This window comes from Planctomycetia bacterium (assembly GCA_015200345.1).
In the GTDB taxonomy this organism is placed as follows: domain Bacteria; phylum Planctomycetota; class Phycisphaerae; order UBA1845; family UTPLA1; genus PLA3.
The window spans coordinates 1,174,884-1,201,710 of the sequence record CP054187.1; the positions used below are offsets into that span (position 1 = coordinate 1,174,884).

A 26,827-nucleotide genomic window follows, 5' to 3' on the forward strand; every position below is an offset into this window, starting at 1 on the left:
AGGTGAGACAGGCAGCGCCCGGCAACTGCCCAAAATGCGGAATGGAGCTTAAGCGGCAGTAGTAAATCGCAATCGCAATGCACTTGCTGTCCCGCGTAGAGGCCTGTCGAACGCGCCTTCTGAAGTATGGCTCGGCTTCGTGCTCATCCTTTGTTTTGGCCTGTTTCTGATCACCGACGTCGAGATGGCGATTTCCGTCGCTGGCGTCGAGATGACAGTTTTTTATGAAAGGAGTGTTCTATGAACGCTCGGAAATTCGGTGGAATCGTTGTGGTGGTGTTGGCCCTTGTCGCTGTGGCGGGGTTCGCCCAGCAGGACGAAATGAAGGGCATGAAGATGGGGGGACAGAAGAAGGACATGAAGATGGAGGATCACATGGAACACAATGCGATGATGCAGGAATGCGCCAAAGCCTGCTCGGACTGCCAGCGGGCCTGTGACAGCTGTGCGACCCACTGTGCGCATATGCTGTCCGACGGCATGAAGGAACACCTGACAACCCTGATGACCTGTCGAGACTGTGCGACTATCTGTTCCGCCTGTGCAGAGGTTTGTTCGAGAGGCGGGCCGTTCTCCGTACTCATCGTTGAAGCATGTGCGAAAGCTTGTGCCGACTGTGCGACGGCGTGCGATAAATTCCCCGCCGACACGTACATGAAGGCGTGTGCCGAGGAATGCCGCAGGTGCGAGAAGGCGTGCCGGGCGATGATGAAGCAAATGCCGGGCAAGTAGGTTCCCGGTCCCGACCAAGCGAGATTTTTGTGATCGACACCACGCCTCGTTTCAATGGCGGGGCGTGGTGTTGTGCTCGCGGCAAATTATGGCCAAGGAGCGGTCTCTGGAGTGCCGGTAATCCTCTATCGACGAATACTCGTCGCGCTGCTAGCATCATGAGAATGTACTTGAGGCTGATTCTGGTTTCGTCGCTTTCGTTGGCGGCCATTGCTTGTCCGGTACTATGCGCCGACTCGTCCGCACCGCATGGCTCCCATAACACGCCATGTTCGCCCGACGGTCATAATCGGCCCTGCGATAACTCGTGTTTCTGTTCCTCAGCAGCTACCCAGCAGTCTTCGTGGCGCCTCGTGCTGGAGACCGGGTTTACATTCGCGCCAATCGCCACGAACGTTTGTTCGCCGATTGCCCCGGTCCCCGATGGCGCTTCAATTCTGCCGCTTCTCGTGATCATCCAACTTGGATCTTCGGCCGGACCGTCACTTCCCCTTCTGATCTGATTATCTGCCCTGTTTGCGCCTGAAGACTGCGAGCGTTTCAGTCGACGCCGGCGCGCCGCTAACACACTTGATGTTGCGTTTTTCCCGAATACCCGGAGTTAAATCGAATGACTTCAACCCATCGATGCGGGACCCTTGCCGCTGCCACGTCCGCGCTCCTCGTCATGAGCGGCTGCGCGATGGTCAACCCCAAACCTGATTACGAACGGGCCGGCAAGACCATCTCGGATGCAACCGGTTCCGATTCTTTCTTCCAACCCGGCGAGGATGATGTCGGAACGAAAAGAGTCCGCGGACTGCTACAGGCGGGAATCACATGCGACGAGGCTGTGCAAATCTGCCTGATCAACAACCCAACGCTACAAGCGGCCTTCTTCGAGATCGGTTTCGCCCGGGCCGATGTAGTGCAATCGGGCCTGTTCTCCAATCCGTCGCTTGCCTTGTCGGTTGCCTTTCCGGAGGGCGGTGGTCGATCCAACATTCAGGCGACCTTCGCACAGAATATTGTAGACCTTTGGCAGATTCCAATTCGGAAGCGATCGTCGCAACGGTTGCTGGACGCTGCGATACTCGACGTGGCGCGTCAGGCTTCACAGCTCGCAGTGGACACACGCTCCGCATACTTCACGGCCGTTGCCGCCGACCAAGCACTACTGATTGCAAAAGAAAACGTCGGCATCGCCGAGCAGTTGCTCGAAGCAGCGAAGGCAAGGCAGCAAGCCGGTGCGGTGGGCGAACTCGATGTAAACCTGGCCCGCGGCGCTGTATACAGCGCAGAACTGGAGATGCAGAGGGCGCGGCTTGACGACGGCACCGCTCGACGCCGCCTAGCCATATTGCTTGGACTGACAGAGGCCGCCGAGGAGCTGCAACTCACAACGAATGCTTTGCTTCCACCGATGGTCGACCTGGACGCCGAGCAGATCGTGCAGATTGCATTGGGCAGTCGATTGGACGTTCAGTCCGCGAGGATGGAGTCCGAGGCCAAACGCCAACGCATTAACTTGGAAATCGCCAAGATTCTTCCGGAATTCTCGATTGGTTTTTACGAGGAGCGGAGCGAGCGGCGGGCCTTGCCGGGTCGAAAAATCCCCGCCGACACAGCGAGAGCCTCCATCGCAGCAGGCGCGCTCACGGCCCCCGAAATCCAGTCACGGGGCCAGAGAAATCGAGAGCGTTCGCAAATCATCGACAACATCTTTGGTCCTGCGTTCAATTTGACGCTTCCTATCTTTGACCAAAATCAAGCCCAGATCGCCAAGGCTCGATTTGCTTACGAGCAAAGCGCGTTGCAATTGGACGCGTTGGAAAAAACGGTCATCCAAGCGGTTCGGCAAGGCGTGGACGCGGCCCAGACTTCCCGAAAGGTCGCGGCGTACTTCCATGAAAAAATGCTTCCCCAGGCGCAGGCCAACCTCGACCTCTCGCGGCAGTCTTATCAGGCGGGCCGGGCGTCCCTGATCGTGCTCCTCGATGCACAGCGAATCCTCCTGGCCACTCGTCGTGATGCCGTCATTGCCGATCGCGAGAGCGCCATCACATGGGCCGAGCTTGAGCGCTTGACGGCGCGACCCCTGCCCACATTGCTCGAATCGAGCAGTCCGACCTCCCGGCCGGTCGCTGAGGCGGCGCCGCCCATTTTCGAGCCGCCTACGTTAACGCGACAGGGAGCACAGCCATGAATGTGCGGGGGAAAAAACTGATGGCTCCACTCACCACTGCCTTTGTACTTGCGTTCCTGAGTGTGGGATGTATCCCGGCGGACCAGACATCTAGCACCTCGTCGGGGGACCCGATCTCAACGTTGATCGGGTTTGCGATTGATTTTGGTCGGCAGATTCTTGCCGCGTTTCTGTTTTGAAGGAGTCCTGCGTGTCTAATCTAATCACGGGATTACAGGGTCGCTTAATGGGCCGGCTAGGTGTCGGACTTCTGACAGGTCTTCTGTGCGGTGCATTCGGCATGCGCCTCTGGATGACGCGAGAAACTGCTCATGGCAGGCAATCGACTCAGGGCGACCATTCGCATGAAAAAGGTAAGCCCGGCGAGCGCGAACAGGGCGTTGTCAAGCTGTCTCCGGAGACATTGAAGATAAACGGCATCGAAGTCGCCGAAGCCGGGCCCGGCACTCTGGAGCGGACGATCACGCTGCCGGGCGAAGTGCATCTCGATGCTGACCGAGTCGCACACATCGTGCCCCGTGTGTCTGGAATGGTTCGTGAGGTGCTGAAGAAGCTCGGCGAGCCCGTCAAGCCCGGCGAAGTCATCGCCATCCTCGACAGCAGGGAACTCGCCGACGCGAAGGCGGCGGACCTTGCCGCGGCTTCACGACATGAGTTGGCCAAAGCCAACCTCGAACGAATCCAGAAGTTATTTGAAAAGAAGATCGCCCCTGAGGAGGAGCTGCTAAAGGCTCGACAGGCTCTCGCGGAAACCGACATCGACCATCGAACGGCCGAGGCGAAGCTTCACGCCCTGGGACTCACCGAGCAGCAGGTTGAAAGCTTGCATTCGGAAAAGGATACGGACTATTCGCGCTACGAAATCAAGGCTCCCTTCTCAGGCACGGTGATCGAAAAGCACATCACTCTTGGAGAGGTGGTCAACCCGGACACGACCTGTTTCGTGCTCGCGGATCTGTCGAATGTCTGGATCGATGTCACGGTCTATGGTCAGGACATCATCCATGTACATGTGGGCCAGACCGCGCATGTGAAAGCCGAAGGAATCGACGGCGATACAACCGGCAAGCTGTTCTATGTCAGTTCGGTCATTGATGAGGCCACGCGCACGGCAACGGCCCGGCTTGTGCTGGACAACGTCGAGGGACGTTGGAAGCCCGGCCTCTTTGTGCGGGCAACGGTCAGCGTTGCATCCCAAGCTGTCGCCATTCTTCTACCTCTCGGGGCCGTCCAGACAGTGGAAGGTCAACCCACCGTGTACGTAGAGAAGTCCGGCGCGTTCGAGCCGCGCAAAGTGACAGTCGGCGACAAAAACGCAACGCACATCGAAATCACATCGGGCCTCAAGCCGGGCGAGCGAGTCGTCGTCAAAAACGCATTCATCGTGAAGTCTCAAGGCATGAAGAGTGAACTGGGCGAGGAATAGGCATGATCCAGGCGATTGTCAGATTCTCCATCCAGCAGCGGATCTTCATCCTGATTCTGGCGGCCGTTCTAATCGGCGTAGGGGTTTGGTGCGCCTCGCTCCTTCCCATCGACGCCGTGCCAGACATCACCAATAAGCAGGTCCAGATCAACGTGGCTGTTCCAGCGCTTGGACCGGAGGAGATAGAGCGCCAGATCACATTTCCTCTTGAAGTCGCTTTGGCTGGCGTGCCGCACCTGAAGGAGACCCGCTCGATCTCGCAGTTCGGTCTTTCACAGGTGACGGTGATCTTCGAAGACGACACCGACCTTTATTTCGCGCGCCAGCTCGTCAATCAGCGGATTCAGGAAGCCCAGGAACAGCTCCCGTCCGGCGTCCGCGCGGAAATGTCCCCGGTCAGCACAGGTCTTGGAGAAATCTACTACATCAAGCTGCAAGGTGAAAAGCATTCGCTCATGGAAAGGCGCACGATGATCGACTGGATTGTGCGCCCCCAGCTTCGCACCGTCACCGGCCTCGCTGAGGTGAACACGTGGGGCGGATTGTTGCGTCAGTACCAGGTCCTCATGGACCCGCAGAAGCTCCTGGCTCGCGGCCTGACGATCCGAGACGTTGTCAACGCAGTGGCGGCGAACAATCAGAACGCCGGAGGCGCCTACATCACGCGCGGATCGGAGCAGCAACTTGTTCGCAGCGTCGGCGTTATACAAACGCCGGACGATATCCGAAACATCGTGGTCGGCGCGCGAGGCGGAGTTCCCATCACCATTGGACAGGTCGCTGTCGTGACCGAAGGCGGCGCGGTTCGCCAGGGAGCCATTACAGAAGACGGGCAAGGCGAACAGGTCTATGCGATCACGATGCTCCTGGTCGGCGAGAATGGCCGCATCGTCGTCGAAAGGGTTAAGGACAAGGTCCGCCAGATTCAGAAGATGCTGCCCGAGGGCACGCAGTTGATGGGATTCCTGGATCGGGCCGCCTTGATCAACCGCACGTTGCAGACTGCACTGCGCAACCTCGTTGAGGGCGGCCTCCTAGTCATTGTTGTGCTGTTCCTTTTCCTCCTTCAGCTTCGAGCCGGACTGATCGTCAGCAGCATGATTCCGCTCTCGATGCTTGTGGCCATCATTGGCATGAAATACTACGGCGTGTCCGCCAATCTGATGAGCCTCGGAGCAATCGACTTCGGGATGATCGTGGACGGCGGCGTCATCATCGTGGAAAACACTGTTCGCAGGCTAGTCGAGCGGCGGCAAGAGCACGGCCAGGCGATTTCCGAGCCGGACCGCCTCAAGGTTATCTATGAGAGCGCGGTCGAGGTTTTGAAACCCAGCCTCTACGGCGTCATCATCATCATCGCCGCATACCTGCCCATCCTGACGCTCGTTGGCATCGAAGGCAAGATGTTTCGGCCGATGGGGCTGACTGTCATTTTCGCTCTTCTAGGCGCTTTGGTCCTGTCGTTCACGCTCATTCCAGCCCTGTGCGCCTTCTTCCTGAAAGCAAGTCGGGAACGCGAAAACTTCGTACTCGGTCTGATTGCGCGTCTGTATCGGCCGGCGCTCGAATGGCACTTTCGGCATCGGTTCCTGACGATCGGGATCGCGACTGCCTTGTTTGCCTTTTGTGCATGGCTCTTTCCGCGGTTAGGCAGTGAGTTCATCCCTGAGCTGGACGAAGGATCGCTCGCCGTGGAGGCCATCTACGCGCCCAGTATTTCACTAGAACAGGTCATCGAGCGGGCTGGACTGTTGGAGCGAACCCTTCGAGAGAAGTTCCCCGATGAGGTGAAACAGATAGTCACGCGTATCGGCCGGCCCGAGATCGCCACTGATCCCATGTTGATTTCCCAGACCGACGTGCTCATCGACCTCAATCCCATGACCTCGTGGAAGAGGGCGCATGGCAAAGAGGAATTGGTCGCCCAAATGGCAGAGGCGCTGGACGAGATTCCCGGTTTGGCGACAAGCTTCACCCAGCCCATCAAGATGCGAATGATGGAGTTGATTGAGGGCGTGGGCGTGAGGGCAGATTTGGGAATCAAACTCTTCGGTCCCGACCCCGAAGTCTTGGCCCGCGAGGGCGCTCGAATCGCACAGATTGTCTCGCGCGTCCAGGGCGTGGCGGACGTGAAGGTCGAAACGACGCAGGGTTTGCCGCAGCTTCAAATCAAGATTCGTCGTCCCGACATCGCCCGCTACGGGATAAACGTGGCCGACGTGAATGAGATCATCGAGGCGGCCGTGGGCGGCAAGAATGTGACCGTCGTAACCGATGGAACGCAGCGAATCGACGTGGCGGTGCGACTCATCGAGGATTATCGCAATGACCCCGAGAAGATTGGCCGCATCCTGATCCCCGCGCCCAAAGGAATTCAGATCCCACTCACGCAGCTTGCAGACGTTGAGAGCATCGAGGGTCCCGTGCAGATCAGCCGCGAGAACGGCCAGCGGCGGATTGTGGTCCAGGCGAATGTACGCGGACGCGACTTGGGCAGCTTTACAGAGGAAGTACAGCGGCGGATGGACAACGAGTTCAAGCCACCACCAGGGTATCACGTCGAGTATGGGGGAACCTACGAGCAGTTGCAGTCCGGTCGAGCGCGACTGGCGTTGGTGACGCCGCTTGCTTTTGGACTGGTTTTCCTCCTCCTGTTCACAACCTTTGGAAGCCTCAAACAATCAGCCATTGTCTTCACGGGCATTCCGCTCTCGATCACTGGTGGCGTCCTGTCGCTGTTCTTGCGTGGAATGCCGTTTTCGATCTCCGCCGGGATCGGGTTCATTGCACTGGCCGGCATCGCTGTGTTGAATGGAGTCGTGATGGTCACGTTCATCAATCAGCTGCGTCAACAGGGGCTGCCCGTCAGGGATGCGACGATCCAGGGGGCCTTGGCCCGCCTGCGGCCGGTGTTGATGACCGCATCCGTGGCGAGCATTGGATTCATCCCGATGGCCATGTCGCACGGATCGGGCGCAGAAGTTCAGCGACCGCTTGCAACGGTCGTAATCGGCGGCCTGATCACCGCGACGTTTCTGACGCTGGTCGTACTTCCCACCTTGTACGCGTGGTTTGAAAAAGACAAGCCGATGGCTGAGTGATTACATGGCCGCAACGAATGGGGTTTTCTTCACGGTCGCGGCCACGGGCTTCACCGTCGCATTCTTCCACGCGGCCATTCCCACGCATTGGTTGCCGTTTGTGCTCGCATCGCGCGCCCAGCGGTGGAGCCGGGCCAAAACCTTGGCCATCACGGCAATTGCCGGTGGCGGACACGTGCTGTTCACCACACTGCTAGGCGTCTTCATCGCCTGGCTTGGCATCGCCATCAATGAAAGGATTGGAGACCTGTTCCCTTGGATCGCGGGCGGCGCGTTGATCGTCTTTGGACTGTACTATGTTTTTGGCCAACTGAGTGGAAAAGGACACGGACATAGCCATGCATCTGGCGGACACAGCCATGCCGCCCGCAAGCATTCCCACCATGACCACGGCCATGAGCATAGCGATCATGGTCACGATCATTCTCACCCGCATCCGCACGAGCGACCGGATCACGCCCACGACGGTGAGACGACCGTCGCAGATGAAATGAAAGACTTTCGCGCCCTGGAGCAACCAAAGCCCACCTCCGATTGGGTCGCAATCGGCAGCCTGTTCGCCTTGTTGACCTTCTCCCCTTGTGAAGGGTTTTTGCCAGTTTATCTCTCCGGCATCCGCTACGGATGGATGGGCTTCGCACTCCTCAGCGCCATCCTTGCAGGAGCAACGCTTTCGGGAATGGTGATCTTTACTTGGTTGACGCTCATCGGGCTGGAGAAGCTCAAGCTCCAACTCCTGGAAAAGTACGAGAGCGGAATCTTAGGCGGCGCGCTGTGCCTGCTGGGGGTTCTTGTCATTTTGTTCGAGCACCAATGAAGACTGCTGAGTTCAAAATCGCCGGGATGGACTGCGCCGAGGAAGTGGCGACGCTCAAGAAGGAGCTTGGCCCCATGCCCGGTGTACAGGAACTACGTTTCGATATCCTCAACGCGAAGATGATCGTTGGCTACGCTGAAGACAAGGTCAATCCTGACGACCTCCAAGCCGCGGTAAGGCGTACAGGGATGAGAGCCGAGCCGTGGAGCGAAAAGACTGATAACCATCAGCCGACAACATTCTGGACGCGGCGGAGTCGAACACTTCTTACCACGGCGAGCGGCGTCTTGACGGCGATTGGGTTTGTGATCCACGGACTTACGGCCGGTCTGCGGGCGGCGATAAGCGAAGGCGAAGGACCCATCCCCCTGATAGTCAAAGTGCTGTACGCCGCGGCGGTTGTTGCGGGCGTTTGGTTCGTCTTGCCCAAAGCATGGCTGGCGTTTCGCGGGTTGCGGCCAGACATGAACCTATTGATGGTCGTCGCCGTGGTTGGGGCCATCGTCATCGGCCAGTGGCTTGAAGCGGCGACCGTAGCCTTCCTCTTTGCTCTTTCGATTTTGCTGGAGGCCTGGAGTGTCTCCCGCGCGCGCCGCGCTGTCGCCGCCCTCATGGCCCTAACCCCACCGAAGGCGCGAATGATTCACGACGCCGCAGAGCATGGCGAGCACGAACACATGATGGACGTGGCTGACGTGGTTGTCGGTTCGACGGTTCTGGTAAAACCCGGCGAAAAGTTCCCCCTCGACGGCAAGATCATCAAGGGACAAACGAGCGTCAATCAAGCACCCATCACTGGCGAATCCATGCCGGTGCCGAAGTCTGCAGGCGATGACGTGTTTGCCGGCACGATTAACTGCGACGGAACCGTCGAGTTTGCCACAACAAAAGTTGCCAGCGACACCACAGTCGCCCATATCGTCAAGATGGTCGGTGAGGCTCAGAGCCGTCGCTCGCCCAGCGAGCAGTGGGTCGAAAAGTTCGCTCGCTATTACACGCCGGCTGTAATGGTGTTGGCCATCGCGGTGATTGTCGGCCCACCGTTGCTGTTCGATGAAACCTGGTCGAAATGGTTCTACGAGGGGTTAGTGTTGTTGGTCATCGCCTGCCCGTGCGCACTCGTCATCTCAACGCCGGTCAGCATCGTCGCGGCGCTGGCATCGGCGGCGAAAAACGGAGTGCTCATTAAGGGTGGACTCTTTGTCGAACTCCCGGCTCGACTGCGGGCGGTCGCGATGGATAAGACTGGCACCTTGACGGAGGGCAAGCCTTCCGTGCGCGAGATTGTCCCGCTCTCCGGCCATACCGAAGCGGAACTCATTGCAATTGCCGCAGCCATTGAATCAAGGTCTGAGCACCCGTTGGCACGAGCCGTGATGGCCCACGCTTTGGCGCTTGGCGTGCGACCAACGCATGCGGACGACTTTCAAGTGATCAAGGGGAAGGGTGCGAGTGCCGTGCTTAACGGACAGCCCGTTTGGATCGGGTCGCACCGTTATCTGGAAGAGCGCGGACAGGAAACCCCTGAAATGCACGAGAAATTGGAGGCGCTGTCTTCGGCTGGGTCCAGCGTCGTGGTCATCGGAAACAATGAGCACATATGCGGGTTCATCGCCGTGGCCGATCGAATGCGGAGTGACGCCACGGCGTCTATCGTCGACCTCCGCGCCGCGGGCATCCAACATATCGTCATGCTTACCGGCGACAACAAGGGAACGGCGGAGGCGATCGGTCGCGAAGCTGGAGTGGACGAGGTAAGAGCAGAACTATTACCCGAGGACAAGGTCAAGGCCGTGGAAGAACTCGTCGGCCGCTATCATCAAGTGGCGATGATTGGTGACGGCGTGAACGACGCACCGGCGATGGCCCGCTCTTCCCTGGGCATCGCAATGGGCGTTGTCGGAACGGACGCCGCCATCGAGACTGCGGATATCGCGCTGATGAGCGACGATCTTTCAAAGCTGGCGTGGCTCGTCCGTCATTCGCGCCGTACTCTCAATACCATCCGCGTCAATATCACCGCTTCGTTAGTCGTAAAGGCGATCTTCGTTGTGCTCACGCTGCTGGCCAAGGCCACCTTGTGGGGAGCCATCGCGGCTGACACTGGTGTGTCGCTGCTGGTGGTGCTTAACGCGCTTCGCCTGTTGACGACTGAAGGATCACCTGTTCTTGGAATGGAGAAATTCGAATGAGCTGGGTACGAACAGTCAATGAAAAGGATGCGAACGGCGTGCTGGCCACGATCTATGAGGAGTGCCGTGCAAAGTTCGGCGCTGTAATCAATCTGGTGAGAATTCAGGGGCTACGACCGGAGACGATGGCGATTGGACGCCAGTTTTATCGTCACTTGATGGACGCCCCCGGCGGCCTCTCGAAGCTTCAGTGTCATCTATCACTTGAAAACCGGCCACGGGTTATCGAATCAAAACCGGCCAGTGGTTGCTGATATACCTCACTTCAGGGGCTTTGATCAAGCCGTGTTATTTTCTTCATCCTTCTTTTTCGAACGGTTCAGGCTCCGTCCTCGGTCGCCTTCACTGTCGGCGCCGTCCTTCGGGGCGGGCTCGCCATCGGCCTTTTCATCCTTCACGGCCCGGTCTTTGAGGCGGTAACTGCGGCCGGTGATGGTGATGATCTCGGCGTGGTGCAGGAAGCGGTCGAGGATGGCGGTAGCAGAGGGAACATCCCCGATCAGCTTACCCCAATCCTCCAGCGGCCGGTTGGATGTCATGATGGTGGAGTGGTTTTCGTATCGGCGCATGATGATCTCGAACAGATATTCCCCGCTTCGCTTGGGGAGTTGCTTCATGCCCATGTCGTCGACGATGAGCAGGTCCGGTTTCAAGTATTTCGCCAGGGTCTTGTCCTCGGCGGCGAAGGCCTCGTCGTGGAGGAAGTCACGGACCACGTCGAAGATGGAGTGGTACAGGACGTAGAAGCCGGCCTTGATGGCCTGATAGCCGATGGCCTGCACCAGATGACTTTTTCCCGTACCCGGCGGACCGAGGATGAGGACGTCCTTGGCCTCGCGGATGAACTTGCACGCGGCCAGGTCGAAGATCTGCTTCTTCCTAATGGCGGGATTGAATTGCCAATCAAAGTCTTCCAGGGTCTTGGGCTCGCGGAAGGCGGCGGCCTTGGTGCGGCGCTTGATGAGGCGATCCTGTCGGACAGCCAGTTCATCCTGAAGGACCAGTTCGAGGAATTCGGCGTGAGACAGGTGGTTCGCCATCGCTTCTTGGAGGCGGACGTCCAGGGAGGGCGTCAAGCCCGAGAGGCGTAACTTCTTCAATGCGGTTTGCAACGCTTCATTCATGGGCAAAGTTCCTTGATCAGAGGTTGATGTTGAAGACAGGCGTGCACGATCCGGCCGTATTCGCTGATGCTGCGGATGATCGGGTGACGGTCGATGAACTCGAATTGTTCCTGCTTGGGCGCCGCGCGCTTAATCAACTCGCGCAGGGCTCGCAGGCGATAGGCCCCGTGAGTCTGGGCGATCTCACAAGCTTGTTCGATGGCGTCGTAGGAATGTCGGTTGGCCAGGGCCGTGACGCCGACCAGGACGCGTATACCCTGGATGCCGCGCTCGGCCAGCATGGATTCGGCCCACCGCGCTGCATGCGGGCCGATGCGTCCAATCTTTTTCAGGAGCCACTCCGCGCCGCGTTCTACTCCGGCGATCTTCTCGGTGACGATGTGCTTGGACTGCGTACTGAACCGGCCCGCTTCATGCCGGGCATGAATGGCGATCTGCTGGAGTCGGTCATTGAAGATACGGACCACCCGGCCATCCCAACGCGCCCAGACCGTGCGGCTGACGTACTCCGGCGGCGCCGAGTAGTAGGCCTTGTCGACTTCGACATGGCCGTCGCGGTGAACTTGGGCGCTGGGCCTCATGGAAGAAGGGGAATCTCTCAACAGGCAATGGCAACAGCGCCGATCGTTCGACTTCTTCGAAGAGCCTGCCCACCTGCTTCTTCGTCGTGCCGTGGATGCGGGTGTCGGCGACGCCGGCCTCCCACTCCAACAGGTATTCGTTCTGTTCCTCGGAGGCTGGTGAAGGTGCGCCCTTTGAGGCCGTTGTCCTTCACATAGCCGATTCCCCGCTCGGTCTTGCCCTTGTGCCGCGGGGTGTAGGGGCTTGGTGGGCAGGATCACCGAGCCGTAGTGCCGGCAGAAGGCCTCGATCTTGGGGTTGATCTCCGGTCGAACCAGTCGGTTGGTTTACGGCGGCCTTCAAGTTGTCGATGACCAACGTCTTGGGCGCGCGCCGAAGTGATGAAAGGCGTTCTCGATGCAGCGGATGAACTCTTCGGTGGTCTGTCGATAGACGACCTCGCTGTAGGCCTTTCGGGAGTGGCTCAGCAGGACGCGGAGGACATGGGTCTTGCGACGCCGTGTCTTGCCATTCGGCTGACTCAGATCGACCGGCACGATCACCGCGCCGGTGCCGAAGTCGATCTGGGCCTCGGCGCCCGGCTCGCACTCCATCCGCCGGAACGGCAACGGCCGCGCTGTCCGCAGGCGACGCACAAACCGCTGAACCGACTGGTAGCTCTCGGCGAAGCCATGATCAGTTCGAAGGTCCTGCCAGATCCGCTGCGCCGTCAGGCCCCGCTTCAGGGCCTCCATGATCGCGGCGCGATAGGGTCACAATGACTGCGGCGTCCCCGCCGACCCGGCAATCGAAATGGCCGGTTTTGCCGGATCACACCCGGGGATCGAAATCAGGGAATCCGCCGCGCCCTCCGGCGGCGCCGGTCCCGATGCCGGCCCGCCCCCGCGCCAGGCCCACATACCGGGCGACGGTCTCGCGGTGGACACCCATCTCCCGGGCGATCCGCCGATACGACCAGCCGTGCTCGGCCAGCCTGATGATTGCGTGCTGTTCGGCCATCTTGAGTTGGTTCGCCATCAATGCTCTCCTGCAGCCAGACCCCGGCTGGGAGAACTTCAAGACGAACCGACAACTCCTCAAAGTGGCCGGTTTTCAAGTGATAATCACTGGACGGTTTTGACTGATAGCTGACAGCAGCGTCCTGCTGTGCCTTCACACCTCCGGAGGACGTTGGCGCGTCAAGGTCAAGCACACACACCACGTCATCGGCGCGACGCCACTTGATCCACGCACGGCGAACGAGGTCACGCGGCATGAGCAGGTACGCCGCGAACATGTTCGCCTGCACCTCTTCACGCGCTTGATCGGTCGAGCGGCACACGAAAGCGGGCGCATCCGATGCGGATGTCAGAGACATCTGTGTCTCGTCGCGGAGAAAGACCTTCCGGTGAAGCTGCCAGTGGCCGATCTCATGGGCGAGCGTGAACCGGTAGCGTCCCAGCATGCGCGGATGCTCGACGGGATCAAGGCTCCGGTCAACTCGGATGAGCTGCTCCTTGAACCAGATCGCACCCAGCACATCGCTGTGACCGAATCGCTTCTGCAGGTCATCTAGTTCATACCGCAGGTTGAGCTGCAGCTTGATCATCTCATCGACGGGAACCGGGGGTTCAGAGACCTCGCCGTGGTCCTTCTGCCACAGCGCAAAGAGCGTCTCGGCCTCGGCCTCGATGTTCTCATCGCGCAACCACGGCACGCGTTCGGTCTTGGCAGGCGGTCGCCCCATCATTGCTCCTCTTTCTGCATCCTCTTGGCCTGCGCCGACAGCGCCTTCAACTGGTCTGCCGTCAAACCCTTTGCCGCCCGCAACAACTGAGGCATCTCTTCCGGCTCGCTCTGGATGATTCCGCGAAGATCCTCAGGCATCCGGCCGGCCAATGACATCAGCTCATCTGGGTTCTCTCCGAGGACCTCCGCCATCCGACGCACCCGCTCGGCGGTCGGAGGGCTTTCCACCTTTCCCTGCTCGACGAGCGAGAGATAGGTTGGACTCACGTCGATGAGCTCCGCGAACTTCCGCAGGCTGTGACCCTTCGCGAGCCGCTTCTCGCGGATGAGCTCGCCAAAGGCTGGTTGTTTCTTGCTCATGTCTGGCGTCCGTTCACAAATCACTCCTCAGGCCGCGATCGGCCACTCCGCGTACAACGCCTCCGCCTGTGCCATCAGCACGGGCATCAGCCGATCAAAGTCTTCAGCCTTCACGCCCTGTTTCGTCAGAACACGCCGCACCGCCGCTCTCACTGCGGCCTTCACGTCCTCCCGATGCGGCTCGGTCCAATCCACCTTCAGGTTTCGCTTGATGCTCTGCACAACGTCGTGGATCAGGCCCTTCAGGAAGTCCACGCCGTAGACGTTCTCGTAGTTGATGGCGACCGCGTCATAGAAGGCAAGCTCATCCTCCGCCAAGCCCAACTGCCCGGCCCGCTGATCCGAGGCCTCCATGTCCTTCTTGATCTCGATCATGGCGCGGATGACCGCCGCCGCGTCGATGAGCCGGTTGTGGTACTTCTGGAGCGTCGCTTCGAGTAGTTCACGGAACGTCTTCGCCTTGGCCAAGTTCTTCTTGGCCCGCATGTGGATCTCGTCAGCGAGCAGTTTTTCGAGCAACTTGAGCCGAAGATCCGGCAGCGGCCGGTCCTTAAACGTCTGAAGGAAGTTGTCGTCGAGGATCGAGATGTCGGCCCGCGTGATCCCCGCGGCCTTAAAGATGTCAACCACGTCCTCGCTCTCGACGGTGTCATCCACCAGGTCCCGCACCGCCTTCTCGATGTCTCTGGTAGGGCCACGCCCGCGGATCGTCTTGAGGAGTTGCTTGCGCACCCGCTGATAGAAGATAACCTCGTCGGCACTGGCGCGGCAGTCATCCAGGTGTTTAACGAGCAGGAATGCGCTCGTCAGCCTCAGCTCGGCGTCCAAGAAGTGGTCCCGCAGGTCATCGTCGCTGGTCAGATGCCCGTAGACCGCCGCGTAGCGGTCCTCTAGCGCGATCGGCGAGAGCCGCCGCCAGTCGCCGTAGTTCACGCCTTCGGGGAGGAAAGACCGCACCTCGGCCAGCGACGCCACGAACAGCGGCCGGGCGTCTTCATCCAGCCCGCCTGCGGGCTTCCCGTGATCTTCTCCACCCGCTGAGTACTTCGCGGTCGCCGCCCGCAACTCATCGCCGATGCCGATGTAGTCCACGATCAGCCCGTGCGGCTTGTCGCTGAACACGCGGTTCACACGCGAAATCGCCTGAATCATCGTGTGCCCCTTCATGGGCTTGTCCACGTACAGCGTGTGCAGGCATGGGATATCCGTGCCCGTCAACCACATATCGCAGACGATCACCATTGACAGCGGATCGTCCGCGTCGATCATCCGCTTCTTGATTGCTTCGCGCTGCTGTTTGGTCGTCAGGTGCCCGGCCTTGCTCCACGCCTCCGGGTCCTTGCCCAGGTCGCCGGTCATCACGACCTTGATCTCGGGGCACCCCGGCAGCGCCTTGAGCGCATCGTACAGCCGCACGCAGTTCTCGCGGGTCATGCAGACGACCATCGCCTTGCCCTTGAGCGTGGCCGTCCGGTCCTTGAAGTGTGCGAGCAAATCCGCCGCGAGTTGGTCGATGCGGTCCTTTGCGCCCGCCGCCTTGGCCAGCGCGGCCCATTGGCCCTTCTTTCTCTCCAACTCGTCAATCGCCCCCCCCTCCGCATCTTCGACAATCTCCGCCAGTGCCCCATCCACATCCGTCTTGTTCAAATGAAGCTTGATCTGCCGTGGCTCGTAGAAGATCGGCACCGTCGCCTTGTCATCCTGGCTCTGGCGGATGTCGTAGACGTGGACCAGGTCACCGAAGACCTCAACGGTGTCGGCCCCGCTGAAGGAGACAGGCGTGCCGGTGAACCCCAGCCGCCGCGCATTGGGCAGCGCCGCCCCGAGCCAGCGTGCAAAGCCCTTGGTGAACCCGTACTGGCTCCGGTGCGCCTCATCGGCGATCACGATCACGTTGTCTCGCGTCGAGAGCACCGGATGCTCGGCCTCGCCCTCACGCAGCGCGAACTTCTCGATGGTGGTGAAGATCACCTCGCCGCCCTGTGTCTGGAGCAGCCCGCGAAGATCTTCGACGCTCTTGGCGTGCTTGACGTCGCCCACCAGCGAGCGGGCCGAAACGAACTGGTCGTGCAGTTGCTGGTCCAGGTCCGTCCGATCGACCTGAATCACGAAGGTCGGGTTGTTCAGCACGGCCTCCCGCCGCAGCATCCCCACCAGGAAGCACATCGACAGCGACTTCCCCGAGCCGGTGGTGTGCCAGATGACGCCCAGCCGCTTGTCCGCGCTGCCCGCCGCGACCGACTCCAGGATCTTCCTCGCCCCGATCCGCACCGCGAAGAACTGGTGATACTTGCCGCCCTTCTTGATGATCTTGCCCCCGGCGGCTCCAACAGTTTCGAAGACGATGAAGTCGCGGATGTACGCCAAGAGCCGGTCCTTGGGCAGCAGCCCCTCGACCAGCGTCTTCATGCTCCCGGTGGTGCCGCGCTCGACGCTTGTGCCATCAATGCTCTTCCACGGCGCGTACCACTCTTCGCTGGCGGTCCACATCCCGTGCAGCGTGGTCACGCCGTCAGAGGCGATGCACAGCGCGTTGTGGTCAAAGAGTTGCGGGATCTCGTGGCGGTAGTGTCCGATCTGGTTAATCGCGTCCGCCACCGTGGGCTGGTCGTCGTACGGGTTCTTGAGCTCGAACAGGACCAGCGGCAGCCCGTTCACGTACACGATGACATCGGGCCGACGATCGTTCCCACTTGGCCCGTGGACGGGCAACTGGTTCACGACCAGGAACTCGTTGTTCTCCGGTGTCTCCCAGTCCACCGCGTAGACGTGCGCGATGCGTTTACCCGCGGGCTTCCCGTCTGCCGCCGGTTCTTCGACGGCAATCTCCACGCCACCGCGCAGCATGGCGTGCAGCGCGGCGTTGCGGCGGAGTGTGTCCACACCCTCGGGCCGGGCGAACTTGGCGATGGCCAACTCGATGGCCGCCTCCGGCAGCCCATCGGGGCGGGTGATTGTCCGCCCGTACCGTCGCGTCAGGAACGCGCGCAGATGGTCCTTGAGCACCACCTCGGCCTCATCGCCCCCGCGTGCAGCGAGCAGTTCGGAGCCGTGCACATGGACATAGCCCAGGGCCTTGAGCCGCTCGATGGTGGTGTACTCGAACTCGGATTCGGAGCCGTGCCAGCCCATGCGTCACGCCCTTCCTTTCACGGTGCCCGCGACCTTCCCGCTGCGCGGCGAACCGTTCCCACCCGCGCGGGGCGGCGGACTGGTGGTTTGGAGCGCATCATCCACGGCCCGCTCGGCCTCACGCAAACGAATCTCGCCCGAGAGCAGTTGCGGCAGGAGCGCATCGCGCAGCGCGGCGAGCGCGCGTGACTCGTGCGCCTGGATGCGCAGCATGTCAGCCACCTGCCGCATCCACACCGAGTAAGAAGCCGCGACCGGCTCCGGCGGGATCACGATCTGATAGCGGGCCATGTCGCCCCAACTCGTCCGGGGCATCCGCGTGCCACCCGATGCGCCGTCCACGTAGTCGATGAACTCATCGGAGGAGAGGTGGCCGAGCAGCACGCCGAACCAGCATTCCTTCTTCGGAGCCGCGACGATCACGTCCGTCGAGCACACGCCGTCGATCAGGGCCACGCCGACCTTGTGGAAGTACGGACGCAACTTGCCGAAGAGGATTTCACCGCGCGCGAAGCGGGACTTGCCGCTCGACACGTCCGCCGCCGTTCCCCAATCGTCCAGCGCGATGCTCCGGCGGGGCATGTGTTCCAGCCCGACGTAGGGCGTGGTCGCGGCCACCTCGGAAGGCAACACGCCGCGGCGCGGGTTGGTACCGATCTCGCCCACCGTCCCCACCCTCCACCCCTCCGGGATCGGGCCGAGGGGGGAATCGGTGAGGCGGGTGGGCCAGAGGGCGGGGTGATGGGGGAGGCCGCCGGCGTGGGGCGTCCCGGCGCCCGGCGTGCCCGCCGCCCCGCCCTTGAGGCCCCGCCCGCCCGCGCCGCCCGCCCGCCGCAGGACCGGGTCAAAGTCGATGAACCACGACCGGAAGACCCCGCGCGCCAACTCCTCCAGCGTCCGGTTCATCCGCCGATTCAACTCGATCTTGTCATCCAGCCCCCCCAGCACCCGCGCGATGGCGCGTTGCTCGGGGAGAGGGGGAAGGGTGATCCACATGCGCCGTTGATCGGTCAGACTGACGTAGTCCGCCATGTCGGTCTGGCCCTTGACCGAATCGGCTTGCTCCCAGAACTCCGAGCCGTGCATCCAGTAAAGCAGGAAGCGAGAGTCGATGACGTTCGGGTCGAGCGAACGCCAATAGCAGAGTTGGGGCGCGAACACAAATCGGGGTGTTTCGGGCAGCACATAGGCGAATCTGCCGACCGTGCCTTTCGACGTAAACACCACGTCACCGGGGCGGCTGATCTTGTCTCCAACCTTGTGCAAGTCGGCCTCGGGGAAACGGTCGGCGTCGTTGAACAGGAAACCGCCGTCAATGTTTCCGGCTCTTGCGAACGGGATGCCGTGCGACGCCAACTCGGCGTTCTTTGCGCGGTATCCGTCGCCGACCGCGAGAACGCCCGCGTCGATCAACTGCTGAATCCGGAAGGTCCCGACAAAGGCTTCGCCCGTTGATGCCTTTCCGTTGTTCGTTCGCTCACCCACGCCGCACCTCCGATCCGCAGGTGCGCTGATGCCCGAGGGGCGTGTGTGGGGGCCGCCCCGCCGGCACCTCCCCGGCTCGGAATAGAACATCACCCGCGCGGGCGCGAGCGCCGATCGCGCGGGCCGCAGCAAACACCCGCCGCGCGTCTCCGCGCCTCTCGACCCCGGAGGGGTCAAGGGCTGTCGCCACGGGTGGAGCGACGGTGCTTTGACCGTCGCGCAACCCGTGGAGAGCGTCGTGCGTGGGGCCGCCCCGGCAGGGGCGGAGGAATCGTCCGTTCACAGGATCGCGCCCCTCCCGCGCGGGCGAACATCCCTCTGCCCCTCCGGGGCAGAACCCATCCGCGCGCGTCCCGTCCACGGGTTCCGCATCGCTGCGCGATGCTCCACCCGTGGCTACACCCCATCGTCCCTCCGGGACGAAGACCGCGCGGGCGGTTCCGTCGTCTTCGACCCCGGAGGGGTCAGGGCTGTCGCCACGGGTGGAGCGACGGTGCTTTGACCGTCGCGCAACCCGTGGAGAGCGTCGTGTGTGCGGGGGCCGCCCCGGCAGGGGCGGAGGAATCGTCCGTTCACGGGATCGCGCCCCTCCCGCGCGGGCGAACATCCCTCTGCCCCTCCGGGGCAGGAGATATCTCCGCGCGTCCCGTCCACGGGTTCCGCATCGCTGCGCGATGCTCCACCCGTGGCTACATCCCGTCGTCCCTCCGGGACGAAGACCGCGCGGGCGATGCTCCACCCGTGGCGTGGGGGGGCACCCCGTCGTCCCTCCGGGACGAAGACCGCGCGGGCCAGTGCGCAAAGCCCGTGCTCCCGTGGGCCGTCCAATCCCCTCCGGGGACCGTCCAATCCCTTCCCGCGCGCCGCCCCGGGCCTCCGTGCGCCGTGCATTCCCTCCCGGCGTGCCGCCGTGGGGGGGCGGCGCGCCGCGCCGGGACCGTCCGGCTCACTCGGACGACCGTCCGACTCACCCGGACGACGCGACAGGCGGCCCGGACGACCCGCCAACTCACCCGGCGGCCCCGCCGGATGGCCCGGACGACCCGCCGACTCATCCGTCAGCCCCGCCAGCCCGCCCGGACGACGCGACAACTGACTCGGACGACGCGACAACTGACCCGGCGGACGCGACAACTCGTCCGTCGCGTCCGCCGACTGCCTTGTCGCGTGGCGGGGATGACCCCCACGAGGCAGAACCTGCGCGGCGGGGGCCAGTGGCGGGTATCCGGAGATACCGGAGAACTGCCGGGAGGCCGGCGCGAACCATCCGGTGTTTCCGGAGAGTTCGATTCCGACCCGCGCGAACTGTTCGGAGTTTCCGAAGCGTTGCTCGCCAGCCCAACTTGTAAGTATTCCTTTCACGTTCATTTGGCCGTGGCCCCCATAGCCGCCGCCACCTCGGCCAGGCTCGCCCGGATCTGCTTCTCCAGCGCGGCCGACTGCTTGAACTGCTCATCCAGCGTCGCCGCCAGGTGCGGAAAGCGGTCCTCGAACGGCTCATCCGGATCATCGCTCTCGGCCGCGCCGACGTAGCGCCCCGGCGTCAGCGCGTAGTTGTGCTCGCGGATTTCCTCCAGCGTCGCGGCCTTGCAGAAGCCCGCAACCTCCGCGGGCGTGCCCTTCCGCTTGAACTCGCGGTAGACGGATGCGATCTTCTCGACCTCCTCCGCCGACAGTTGCTTCTGCTTGCGCGAGCCGGGGATGAGCGTGCCGAGTTTGCGGCCGTCGATGAAGAGGACTTCGTTGGTGCGGGCGCGGAAGCCAAGGCCCCCGCCCCGGTTCTTGGACAGGAACCAGAGGCAGCACGGGATCTGCGTGTTGGCGAAGAGTTGGCCTGTGAGCTGCACGATGCAGTCCACGTAGCCGTGCTCGACGAGGGCCTTGCGGACTTCGAGGCGCGCGGTCTCGCTGTTGGAGAGTTCGCCCGTGGCCATCACGAATCCGGCGGTGCCGCCGGCGTGCTTCTTTCCATCAGGGTCGCGGAGGTGATGCAGGAAGTGCATCATCCACATGGTGTTGGCGTTGCGCGGCGAGAGAGGCATGGGCTGGCCCGCCCCTTGGGCGCTGGGGGGGTGGCCGTTCGCGCCGGCACGCTTGGCGAAGTCCAGCCGTGGGTCCTTGCTCGTGATGCGGTGAGCGCCCCAGCCATCCTCGCCCTTCGCGCCGTCGTTGAAGGGGGGATTGGCGATGACGTAGTCGGCCTTCGTATCGGCGTGCAGATCGTTGAAGTACGAACTGCCGAGTTGGATGTTGCCGTCGATGCCGTGGATGAAGAGGTTCATCCGGCACAGCCGGTACGTGAAGTCCTTGCTTTCCTGGCCGATGAACGACAGGCGGCCCGAGTGCTTCGTGAACACGTCCGACTGCACGAACATGCCGCCCGCGCCGCAGCAGGGGTCGTACACGACGCCGTCGGTCGGCTCGAGCATGGCGACGAGCGTGCGGACAATCGAGACGGGCGTGAAGTACTCGCCGCCGCGCTTGCCCTCGCTGTTGGCGAACTCGCCGATGAAGTACTCGTAGACGCGGCCGACCAGGTCTTCGCCGCCGTGGTCCTGCTTGAAGATGTCCTTCGAAAACAGGTTGATCAGGCCGGTGACACCCTCGCGGTCGAGGTTCGAGCCGGCGTAGATGCGGGGTAGCAGGCCGCGGAGTTTGTCGGGGTAGGTCTTCTCCAGAAGTTCGAGGGCGTCGTCGAGGATGCTCTTGATTGTGTCCGCCTGGGCGTGCTGGAGGATGTAAGACCAGCGGGATTTTTCGGGGACGATAAAAGCACCCGCGGCGCGATACTCGTCCGCGTCGGCCAGAATGCGGGCGCGGGCCTTCGCGTCCTTGGTGAAGTAATCGCTCTTCGGGTCCGCGAGCAATCCCTCGAGTTCCTCGCGGCGGCGCTCATAGCGCAGCGAGAGGAACCGGAGAAAGATGATGGGCAAGACGTACCGCTTATAGTCGGCGGGCTCGATCGAGCCGCGCAGGTTGACGGCGGCCTGCCACAGTTCCTTCATGAGCTGTGCCGTCCCGTTCTGCGGGGCTTCGTCCTTCGGCTTCTTCGCGGTCCGCTTGGCCATTGTGTACTCCGTCCATGTTCAGTGAACGTGGACAGAGTATCATAACCGGCGGGTCAATGCCAGCGGATCAGGGTCGATCCGACAGCCCGCGTCGGTCTGGCGTAGACGCCATGTCGAAGTTGGGGGGGCCAAGGGATTCAAGATCGGTCGGGACAACGAGACGGGCCGCCTGAAGTCTGTCGAACAGGCCAAGGCCAACCCCCGAGGGTCGTCAGTCGAGGTCATGCCCAAGAAGGGGAACGGCGACACGGGTCGCTACGACAACAAGAAGAAGTAGTTGTCAGCGGCGCGGCAGCGATCCCCATCGCCGCCGTTGCTCCATCCAGTCCATCACGCAGGCCACGTCGCGCAGCATGTGCTCGTGGATGGGATCGCGCCCACTCATCACCAGCGGCAGGAACAGAATCTCCTCCTGAATGTCCGGCGCGAGGTGGCAGAGATTCATCAACTGCGTGATCCGCGGCTGGGTGACGTGCGTCAGGCGGGCGATCTCGGAGATGTTGGCGACCTTCCCGGCGCGGATCATCTCGTCGAAGTGGATCGCCAGCGCCATCAGGCGCGAGATACGCGGCACGCGGCCGGGGTCCACGGCTACTCGCGCGGCGGGCTTCGTGTCAATCGTCTTGCGCCCGTGGGCGGCGCGGTTGAAGAAGACCTTCGTCTTGACGGTGATCATGCCTGGGCCTCCGGTCCTTCTGCTGCCCCGCCCGCCAGCGCCTTCACGCCCGACGGGTAGAACGACACCTCGATGCTGCTGTCGAGGGCGTCGAAGACGACCTTGTTGATCAGCAACTGGAGCATCCTGACCTGCTCTCGGGGCGCGAGCGCGGTCCAGACGTTGTCGAAGTCGGCAAACGCCGCGTGGAGGTCTTCGGCTGAGAGCACTTCCGCTCGGTGGCGTTCTACGGCGGCCCCAATCTCGCTGGCCCGCCGCTCCGCCTCGCGGATCTGGTCGTTGAGGTCGGTGATGCGGCCCGCGGACGCGGAGGACGCTGGCTCGGTGGTTGCCAGGTGGCGGATCTCGGCGTGATTGCGCCCCAGACCACGGTTGACGATGCGCAGCTCGGCGTCCAACTGCTCGATGGCCGCGTCTGCTTGAGCCCGCGATGCCGAGAGCGTCTCCTCCAGAACGCTCTGGTCCTGGCCGACGCACCGGATCTGTTCGACGACCGCCTTCTCGATCTCAAGGGCGGGCAGCGAACCACTCTGGCAACGAGCGCGGCCCTTCTTGATGGCGTTGCAGCAGACGTAGTACCGATACGCCTTGTTCCCACGCCGGGTAAAGGTGTGGACCATCGCGCTGCCGCACCCCTTGCAGTACAGCAGTTTGCGCAGCAGCGCCCCGAACTGGTTTCTCAGTTCGTTGCCGCGGGTCCGTGAGTTCTTCTGCATCAGCACGTGCGCACGCCGGAACGTCTCCTCCTCAACTATGGCCTCGTGCTGCCCCTGGTACGTCTCGCCCTTGTGGACCACCTTGCCCATGTAGATCGGATTCGTCAGCGTGCAGTACACCGAGTGCCGGTCCCATTCCACGCCGCCACGAATCACCCCAGCCTTCGTTCGCCACGATTTGGTCTTCCAGCCGCGTTTGCAGAGATCTTCACCGACCGACAGCAACGACCCGAGTTCAAGGTACCGCTCAAAGATGTGGCGAACCCGCGACGCCTCAGCCGGGTTGACGACGAGGCGTGGGCTTCCGTTCGAGCGGTCGACGTCGTACCCGAACGGCGGCGGACCGCCGCCCCATTTGCCCCGCTTCTTCGCCGCCGCGATCTTGTCCCGGATGCGCTCGCCGATGATCTCACGCTCGAACTGGGCGAACGACAGGAGGATGTTGAGCGTGAGCCGGCCCATCGAGTGGGTCGTGTTGAAGTGCTGGGTAACCGAGACGAACGAAACCTTGTGGCGATCAAAGACCTCCATGAGGCGCGCGAAGTCCATCAGCGACCGGGACAGACGGTCCACCTTGTAGACCACCACGCAGTCGATCTTGCCCGCCTCGATGTCGGCCATCAGGCTCTTGAGGCCGGGCCGATCGACGTTACCGCCGGAGAATCCGCCGTCGTCGTATCGATCGGGAAGCGCCGACCATCCCTCGTTCCGCTGGCTGGCGATGTACGCCTCCGCCGCCTCACGCTGGGCGTCGAGGGAGTTGAACTCCTGCTTGAGCCCCTCCTCGCTCGACTTTCGGGTGTAGATCGCGCAGCGACATTGCGGAGGCGGAGTGGCGGCGTGCTTTCCGTTCTGGGTGCCTCTGCTCATCGACGGCCCTCCAGGTTGAAGAACCGGAATCCGTTGATGTGCGATCCGGTGACCGCTTTGGCGATCGCCGACAGGGAGCGGTAGAGCTCACCCTCGAACTCGAACCCGTCCGTCAGCACCACGACCCGCACCGTCCGGCCCCGGTAGTCCCGGACGATCGCCGTTCCCGCGGGTGGTAGCCGTGGGTCCGCCGTGGCGGCGAGGGCGACCTTCTTGGCGTCCTTGGGGGCCTCCCCGAGCGTGGCCCACTTGGGTGGCGTACGCCGCACGTCGGTCGGGTTGGCGAGTTGGGCCGCTCGGACACGGGCTCGTTCGGACAAGCCACCTTCGGCGTTGGCCTGGATGCGCCACGCGATGCGGCGGACGAGGTAGATGCGATGGCGGCTCTGAATCCGCTCGCCGAAGAGCTCGGCGTAGCGATCGTGCAGTTCGCCGATCGTCATCTTTTCCAGCGCCGCGAGGTCCTTCGAAACGGTGGTCGTCATGGGCAAGTCTCCAGATGCCCGCACCGCTAACGCGCGGTACGGTCAGACACACTGAGGCCGGCTTCCTCGCCCAGTTCAAGTTCGATGTCCGCTTCTTCTTGATGCTCCGACTTCGGGGTGTCGGGGGTCGCCGCAACCGCGCCAACAACAAGGCCAGTCGCCTTGGCGCGGCGGTGCCATCGCATCGCGCCCGTCGCGAGGATGGAGATCACTTCGCGGCGGCGCTGGTCGGCGGAAAGATTGGCGTCGTCGTCATTGGCAACCATCTGCGGTGCTCCCGGCTCGTCGTCGGACGATTGAGGTGGCGTGGGGGCGAGAAGGCAAGGCATGTCTTCTCCCCGGCTACATACGCCACGCGGAGGCGGGCTGTCCGCACTGGGCATGTGAACGCACAACTGTTTTCGATTCGTGTGGCACCTTCGCCAGCACGCTCGCTGGAACGCCCACGCGAAGCGAGCCGAGGCGTCGGCATCACACCAACCGCGTTTGCGTTCGAAATCGCCGTCGCCCCTGCCGAACTCGCCATGTGTTGCCGACCCACGAGCTGTCGGGTCACGGCTATAACGGCGTGCCGGGTGAGACGCAGAGACTCTGAGAGTTTTTGGGTTTGGACGCGTCCCCGCTGGCCAGATGCCGCGCCCCGTGAGTCTCACGGCGCAAGTCGGTGAGACTTCGCGCGGTGGGGCATGTCGAGAGACTCGGCAAAACGCGGCCCGGAAACGCAAACGCCCCGACCTTGCGGTCGGGGCGTTCACTTCTAACGGGTGGGTCGTCCAGTTTCTAGACGACCCGGGCAATAGCGGGGGCTGGACTCGAACCAGCGACCTCCGGGTTATGAGAGAGATATGCTGCGAAATCGCTAACTCACGAATCCGCCGCAACCTATAGCAAAATCAAGACGTTGCATGGTGTTCTACATTCGATGCATGCACTGCACGCAGCACATGTTTCGCATCGATTTGGGCCTCATTTTGGTCACCCCTGATTACGCCGTCAAGCCCACTGTTGCAGTATCGCCATTGCGCTTCGTGCTCTGCAATCGTATACTTTTCCTATGCTTCAGCCGCGTGCGACGATTCGATTCCTTGGACCGCGGCGTTTTCAACATCCAGGAGCGCGTCATGCCGAACGCACGGGTTCATCAGCAGACTATTAGCACCGATGGCGGCGACGTCAAGTCGAGATTTCAACTGGTGAGCGCAAAGACTCTGGCGAAAGAGTGGGATGCGAGCAGTACGTCTGTTCGTCGTTGGCTTCAGGCAGCGGGGATCGAGCCCGTCGCTGTTGGACGCGGACGCAACGGAGCTGTCAGGTATTTTCGGAGCGATGTTCAGCGATGGATGGACTCGTTGGAACGGTTGGGGTGAGCCGCCCCCCTGATCCATCCATCGGTCCGCCTAGTTGCTCAATGCCTTGCGCGAATCTGATGCAGACCGGGCATCATTTCGAGTTAACCGCGATACCCTTTGGGATACGCCTCGGCCTGAGCACTTCGAGCGCGGTCTAGCGCTGCTGGGCTTCTTTAAGGGTTGGGCAATCCAACGCAGCGCGCATCGCGTCGGTCACGCCCGGCCGATCGATTGGAACCAGATGCATCATCTCGCCGTTAGCGGATTGGAACTGTGTTCCGAATCGCTGATATCGCCCAAGGTCCATCATCAGGCGATCGTAGCTGGCCGCCGCGAGCCACCTTGCTTCCCGGTTGCCTAACACTGCTGCAATGATAGCAAGCTCGTGAGCGAGTTGGATTCCTTCGACGTCATCGGCGTGCTGAAACACCAGCGCCGCATGGTAATAATCCGCACCTGTGCGTACTGCGCCCTCATCCAGCAGTTTACGCACACTCACCCGACGTTGTACGTCGCGCTGGTACATGGTGACCCCGTCGGTCGGGTTTCCCGTTCGATCGGCCTGGTCCTGCTCGTATAGCATCAAGAGATCGGCTGAATCGGGTGATGCCGGGGAGGAGGTTTCGACTTGCGTTTGCTCGGCTTCGCGCGAGGCCGGAGTGTTCCGAGCGACGCCAACGCAACCGACCACTTGGATGTAAAGCAGCAACGCAATGGCGAAGAATGCTGTTCGCATGTGGTTTCTCCGTGGGCGGAAAAAAGTAGAAGCGTTAGCCGTTCAAAACCTCTTCGAAGCTCT

21 protein-coding genes are annotated in these 26,827 nt (G+C 62.0%); 8 read left to right on the forward strand and 13 right to left on the reverse strand.

Annotation, left to right across the window (positions count from 1 at the left end):
• Positions 1 to 240 precede the first annotated feature (240 nt).
• From HRU71_04980 to HRU71_05010, 7 genes are all read left to right on the forward strand, one after another.
• The gene (locus HRU71_04980; protein ID QOJ02880.1) at positions 241 to 732 is read left to right on the forward strand and encodes a four-helix bundle copper-binding protein; all 492 of its coding nucleotides are present in this window, start codon (positions 241 to 243) and stop codon (positions 730 to 732) included.
• Positions 733 to 1,414: 682 nt separating this feature from the next.
• Complete coding sequence (locus HRU71_04985) at positions 1,415 to 2,917, forward strand: TolC family protein (protein QOJ02881.1); 1,503 nt, start codon at positions 1,415 to 1,417, stop codon at positions 2,915 to 2,917.
• Between the two features lie 280 nt (positions 2,918 to 3,197).
• Positions 3,198 to 4,343, forward strand: coding sequence for an efflux RND transporter periplasmic adaptor subunit (locus tag HRU71_04990; GenBank protein QOJ02882.1), 1,146 nt, complete (start codon positions 3,198 to 3,200; stop codon positions 4,341 to 4,343).
• A gap of 2 nt (positions 4,344 to 4,345) precedes the next feature.
• The gene (locus tag HRU71_04995; GenBank protein ID QOJ02883.1) at positions 4,346 to 7,444 is read left to right on the forward strand and encodes an efflux RND transporter permease subunit; all 3,099 of its coding nucleotides are present in this window, start codon (positions 4,346 to 4,348) and stop codon (positions 7,442 to 7,444) included.
• 4 nt (positions 7,445 to 7,448) lie between these two features.
• Positions 7,449 to 8,261, forward strand: a complete 813-nt coding sequence (locus tag HRU71_05000; GenBank protein QOJ02884.1) for a hypothetical protein — start codon at positions 7,449 to 7,451, stop codon at positions 8,259 to 8,261.
• Positions 8,258 to 10,453 (forward strand): heavy metal translocating P-type ATPase, encoded by a 2,196-nt coding sequence (locus tag HRU71_05005; protein ID QOJ02885.1) that lies wholly within the window; start codon positions 8,258 to 8,260, stop codon positions 10,451 to 10,453. Before HRU71_05000 ends, HRU71_05005 begins: the two co-directional genes overlap by 4 nt.
• Positions 10,450 to 10,707, forward strand: coding sequence for a hypothetical protein (locus HRU71_05010; protein QOJ02886.1), 258 nt, complete (start codon positions 10,450 to 10,452; stop codon positions 10,705 to 10,707). Before HRU71_05005 ends, HRU71_05010 begins: the two co-directional genes overlap by 4 nt.
• A gap of 24 nt (positions 10,708 to 10,731) precedes the next feature.
• Here the strand turns inward: HRU71_05010 and HRU71_05015 are convergent, their stop codons facing one another.
• The 12 genes from HRU71_05015 to HRU71_05070 form a co-directional block, all read right to left on the reverse strand.
• Positions 10,732 to 11,577 carry an ATP-binding protein gene (locus tag HRU71_05015; protein QOJ02887.1) on the reverse strand — a complete coding sequence of 282 codons (846 nt, stop codon included), beginning with the start codon at positions 11,575 to 11,577 and terminating at the stop codon, positions 10,732 to 10,734.
• Positions 11,574 to 12,158, reverse strand: a complete 585-nt coding sequence (locus tag HRU71_05020) for a hypothetical protein (GenBank protein QOJ02888.1) — start codon at positions 12,156 to 12,158, stop codon at positions 11,574 to 11,576. Before HRU71_05020 ends, HRU71_05015 begins: the two co-directional genes overlap by 4 nt.
• Before the next feature lie 339 nt (positions 12,159 to 12,497).
• Entirely contained in the window at positions 12,498 to 12,893 is a 396-nt protein-coding gene (locus tag HRU71_05025) for a transposase (protein QOJ02889.1), read from the reverse strand.
• Positions 12,894 to 12,988: 95 nt separating this feature from the next.
• Positions 12,989 to 13,846, reverse strand: coding sequence for an ImmA/IrrE family metallo-endopeptidase (locus HRU71_05030; GenBank protein ID QOJ02890.1), 858 nt, complete (start codon positions 13,844 to 13,846; stop codon positions 12,989 to 12,991).
• 38 nt (positions 13,847 to 13,884) lie between these two features.
• A complete protein-coding gene (locus HRU71_05035; GenBank protein QOJ02891.1) occupies positions 13,885 to 14,247 on the reverse strand; it encodes a helix-turn-helix transcriptional regulator in 363 nt (120 codons plus the stop codon).
• A gap of 27 nt (positions 14,248 to 14,274) precedes the next feature.
• Positions 14,275 to 17,379 carry a type I restriction endonuclease subunit R gene (locus HRU71_05040; GenBank protein QOJ02892.1) on the reverse strand — a complete coding sequence of 1,035 codons (3,105 nt, stop codon included), beginning with the start codon at positions 17,377 to 17,379 and terminating at the stop codon, positions 14,275 to 14,277.
• A 3-nt stretch (positions 17,380 to 17,382) separates the two neighbouring features.
• Positions 17,383 to 18,864, reverse strand: coding sequence for a restriction endonuclease subunit S (locus tag HRU71_05045; protein QOJ02893.1), 1,482 nt, complete (start codon positions 18,862 to 18,864; stop codon positions 17,383 to 17,385).
• A 1,364-nt stretch (positions 18,865 to 20,228) separates the two neighbouring features.
• Positions 20,229 to 21,869, reverse strand: coding sequence for an SAM-dependent DNA methyltransferase (locus HRU71_05050; GenBank protein ID QOJ04922.1), 1,641 nt, complete (start codon positions 21,867 to 21,869; stop codon positions 20,229 to 20,231).
• A gap of 343 nt (positions 21,870 to 22,212) precedes the next feature.
• Complete coding sequence (locus HRU71_05055) at positions 22,213 to 22,608, reverse strand: hypothetical protein (GenBank protein ID QOJ02894.1); 396 nt, start codon at positions 22,606 to 22,608, stop codon at positions 22,213 to 22,215.
• Entirely contained in the window at positions 22,605 to 24,194 is a 1,590-nt protein-coding gene (locus tag HRU71_05060) for a recombinase family protein (GenBank protein ID QOJ02895.1), read from the reverse strand. The genes HRU71_05055 and HRU71_05060 overlap by 4 nt, the downstream gene beginning before the upstream one ends.
• Positions 24,191 to 24,679 carry a DUF2924 domain-containing protein gene (locus tag HRU71_05065; protein QOJ02896.1) on the reverse strand — a complete coding sequence of 163 codons (489 nt, stop codon included), beginning with the start codon at positions 24,677 to 24,679 and terminating at the stop codon, positions 24,191 to 24,193. Before HRU71_05065 ends, HRU71_05060 begins: the two co-directional genes overlap by 4 nt.
• 26 nt (positions 24,680 to 24,705) lie before the next feature.
• Positions 24,706 to 24,945, reverse strand: coding sequence for a hypothetical protein (locus HRU71_05070; GenBank protein QOJ02897.1), 240 nt, complete (start codon positions 24,943 to 24,945; stop codon positions 24,706 to 24,708).
• Positions 24,946 to 25,584: 639 nt separating this feature from the next.
• Between HRU71_05070 and HRU71_05075 the strand changes: the two genes are divergently transcribed.
• Positions 25,585 to 26,046: a hypothetical protein gene (locus HRU71_05075; GenBank protein ID QOJ02898.1), complete on the forward strand. Its 462-nt coding sequence runs from the start codon at positions 25,585 to 25,587 to the stop codon at positions 26,044 to 26,046.
• Between the two features lie 136 nt (positions 26,047 to 26,182).
• Here the strand turns inward: HRU71_05075 and HRU71_05080 are convergent, their stop codons facing one another.
• Positions 26,183 to 26,764, reverse strand: a complete 582-nt coding sequence (locus tag HRU71_05080) for a hypothetical protein (protein ID QOJ02899.1) — start codon at positions 26,762 to 26,764, stop codon at positions 26,183 to 26,185.
• Positions 26,765 to 26,827 lie beyond the last annotated feature (63 nt).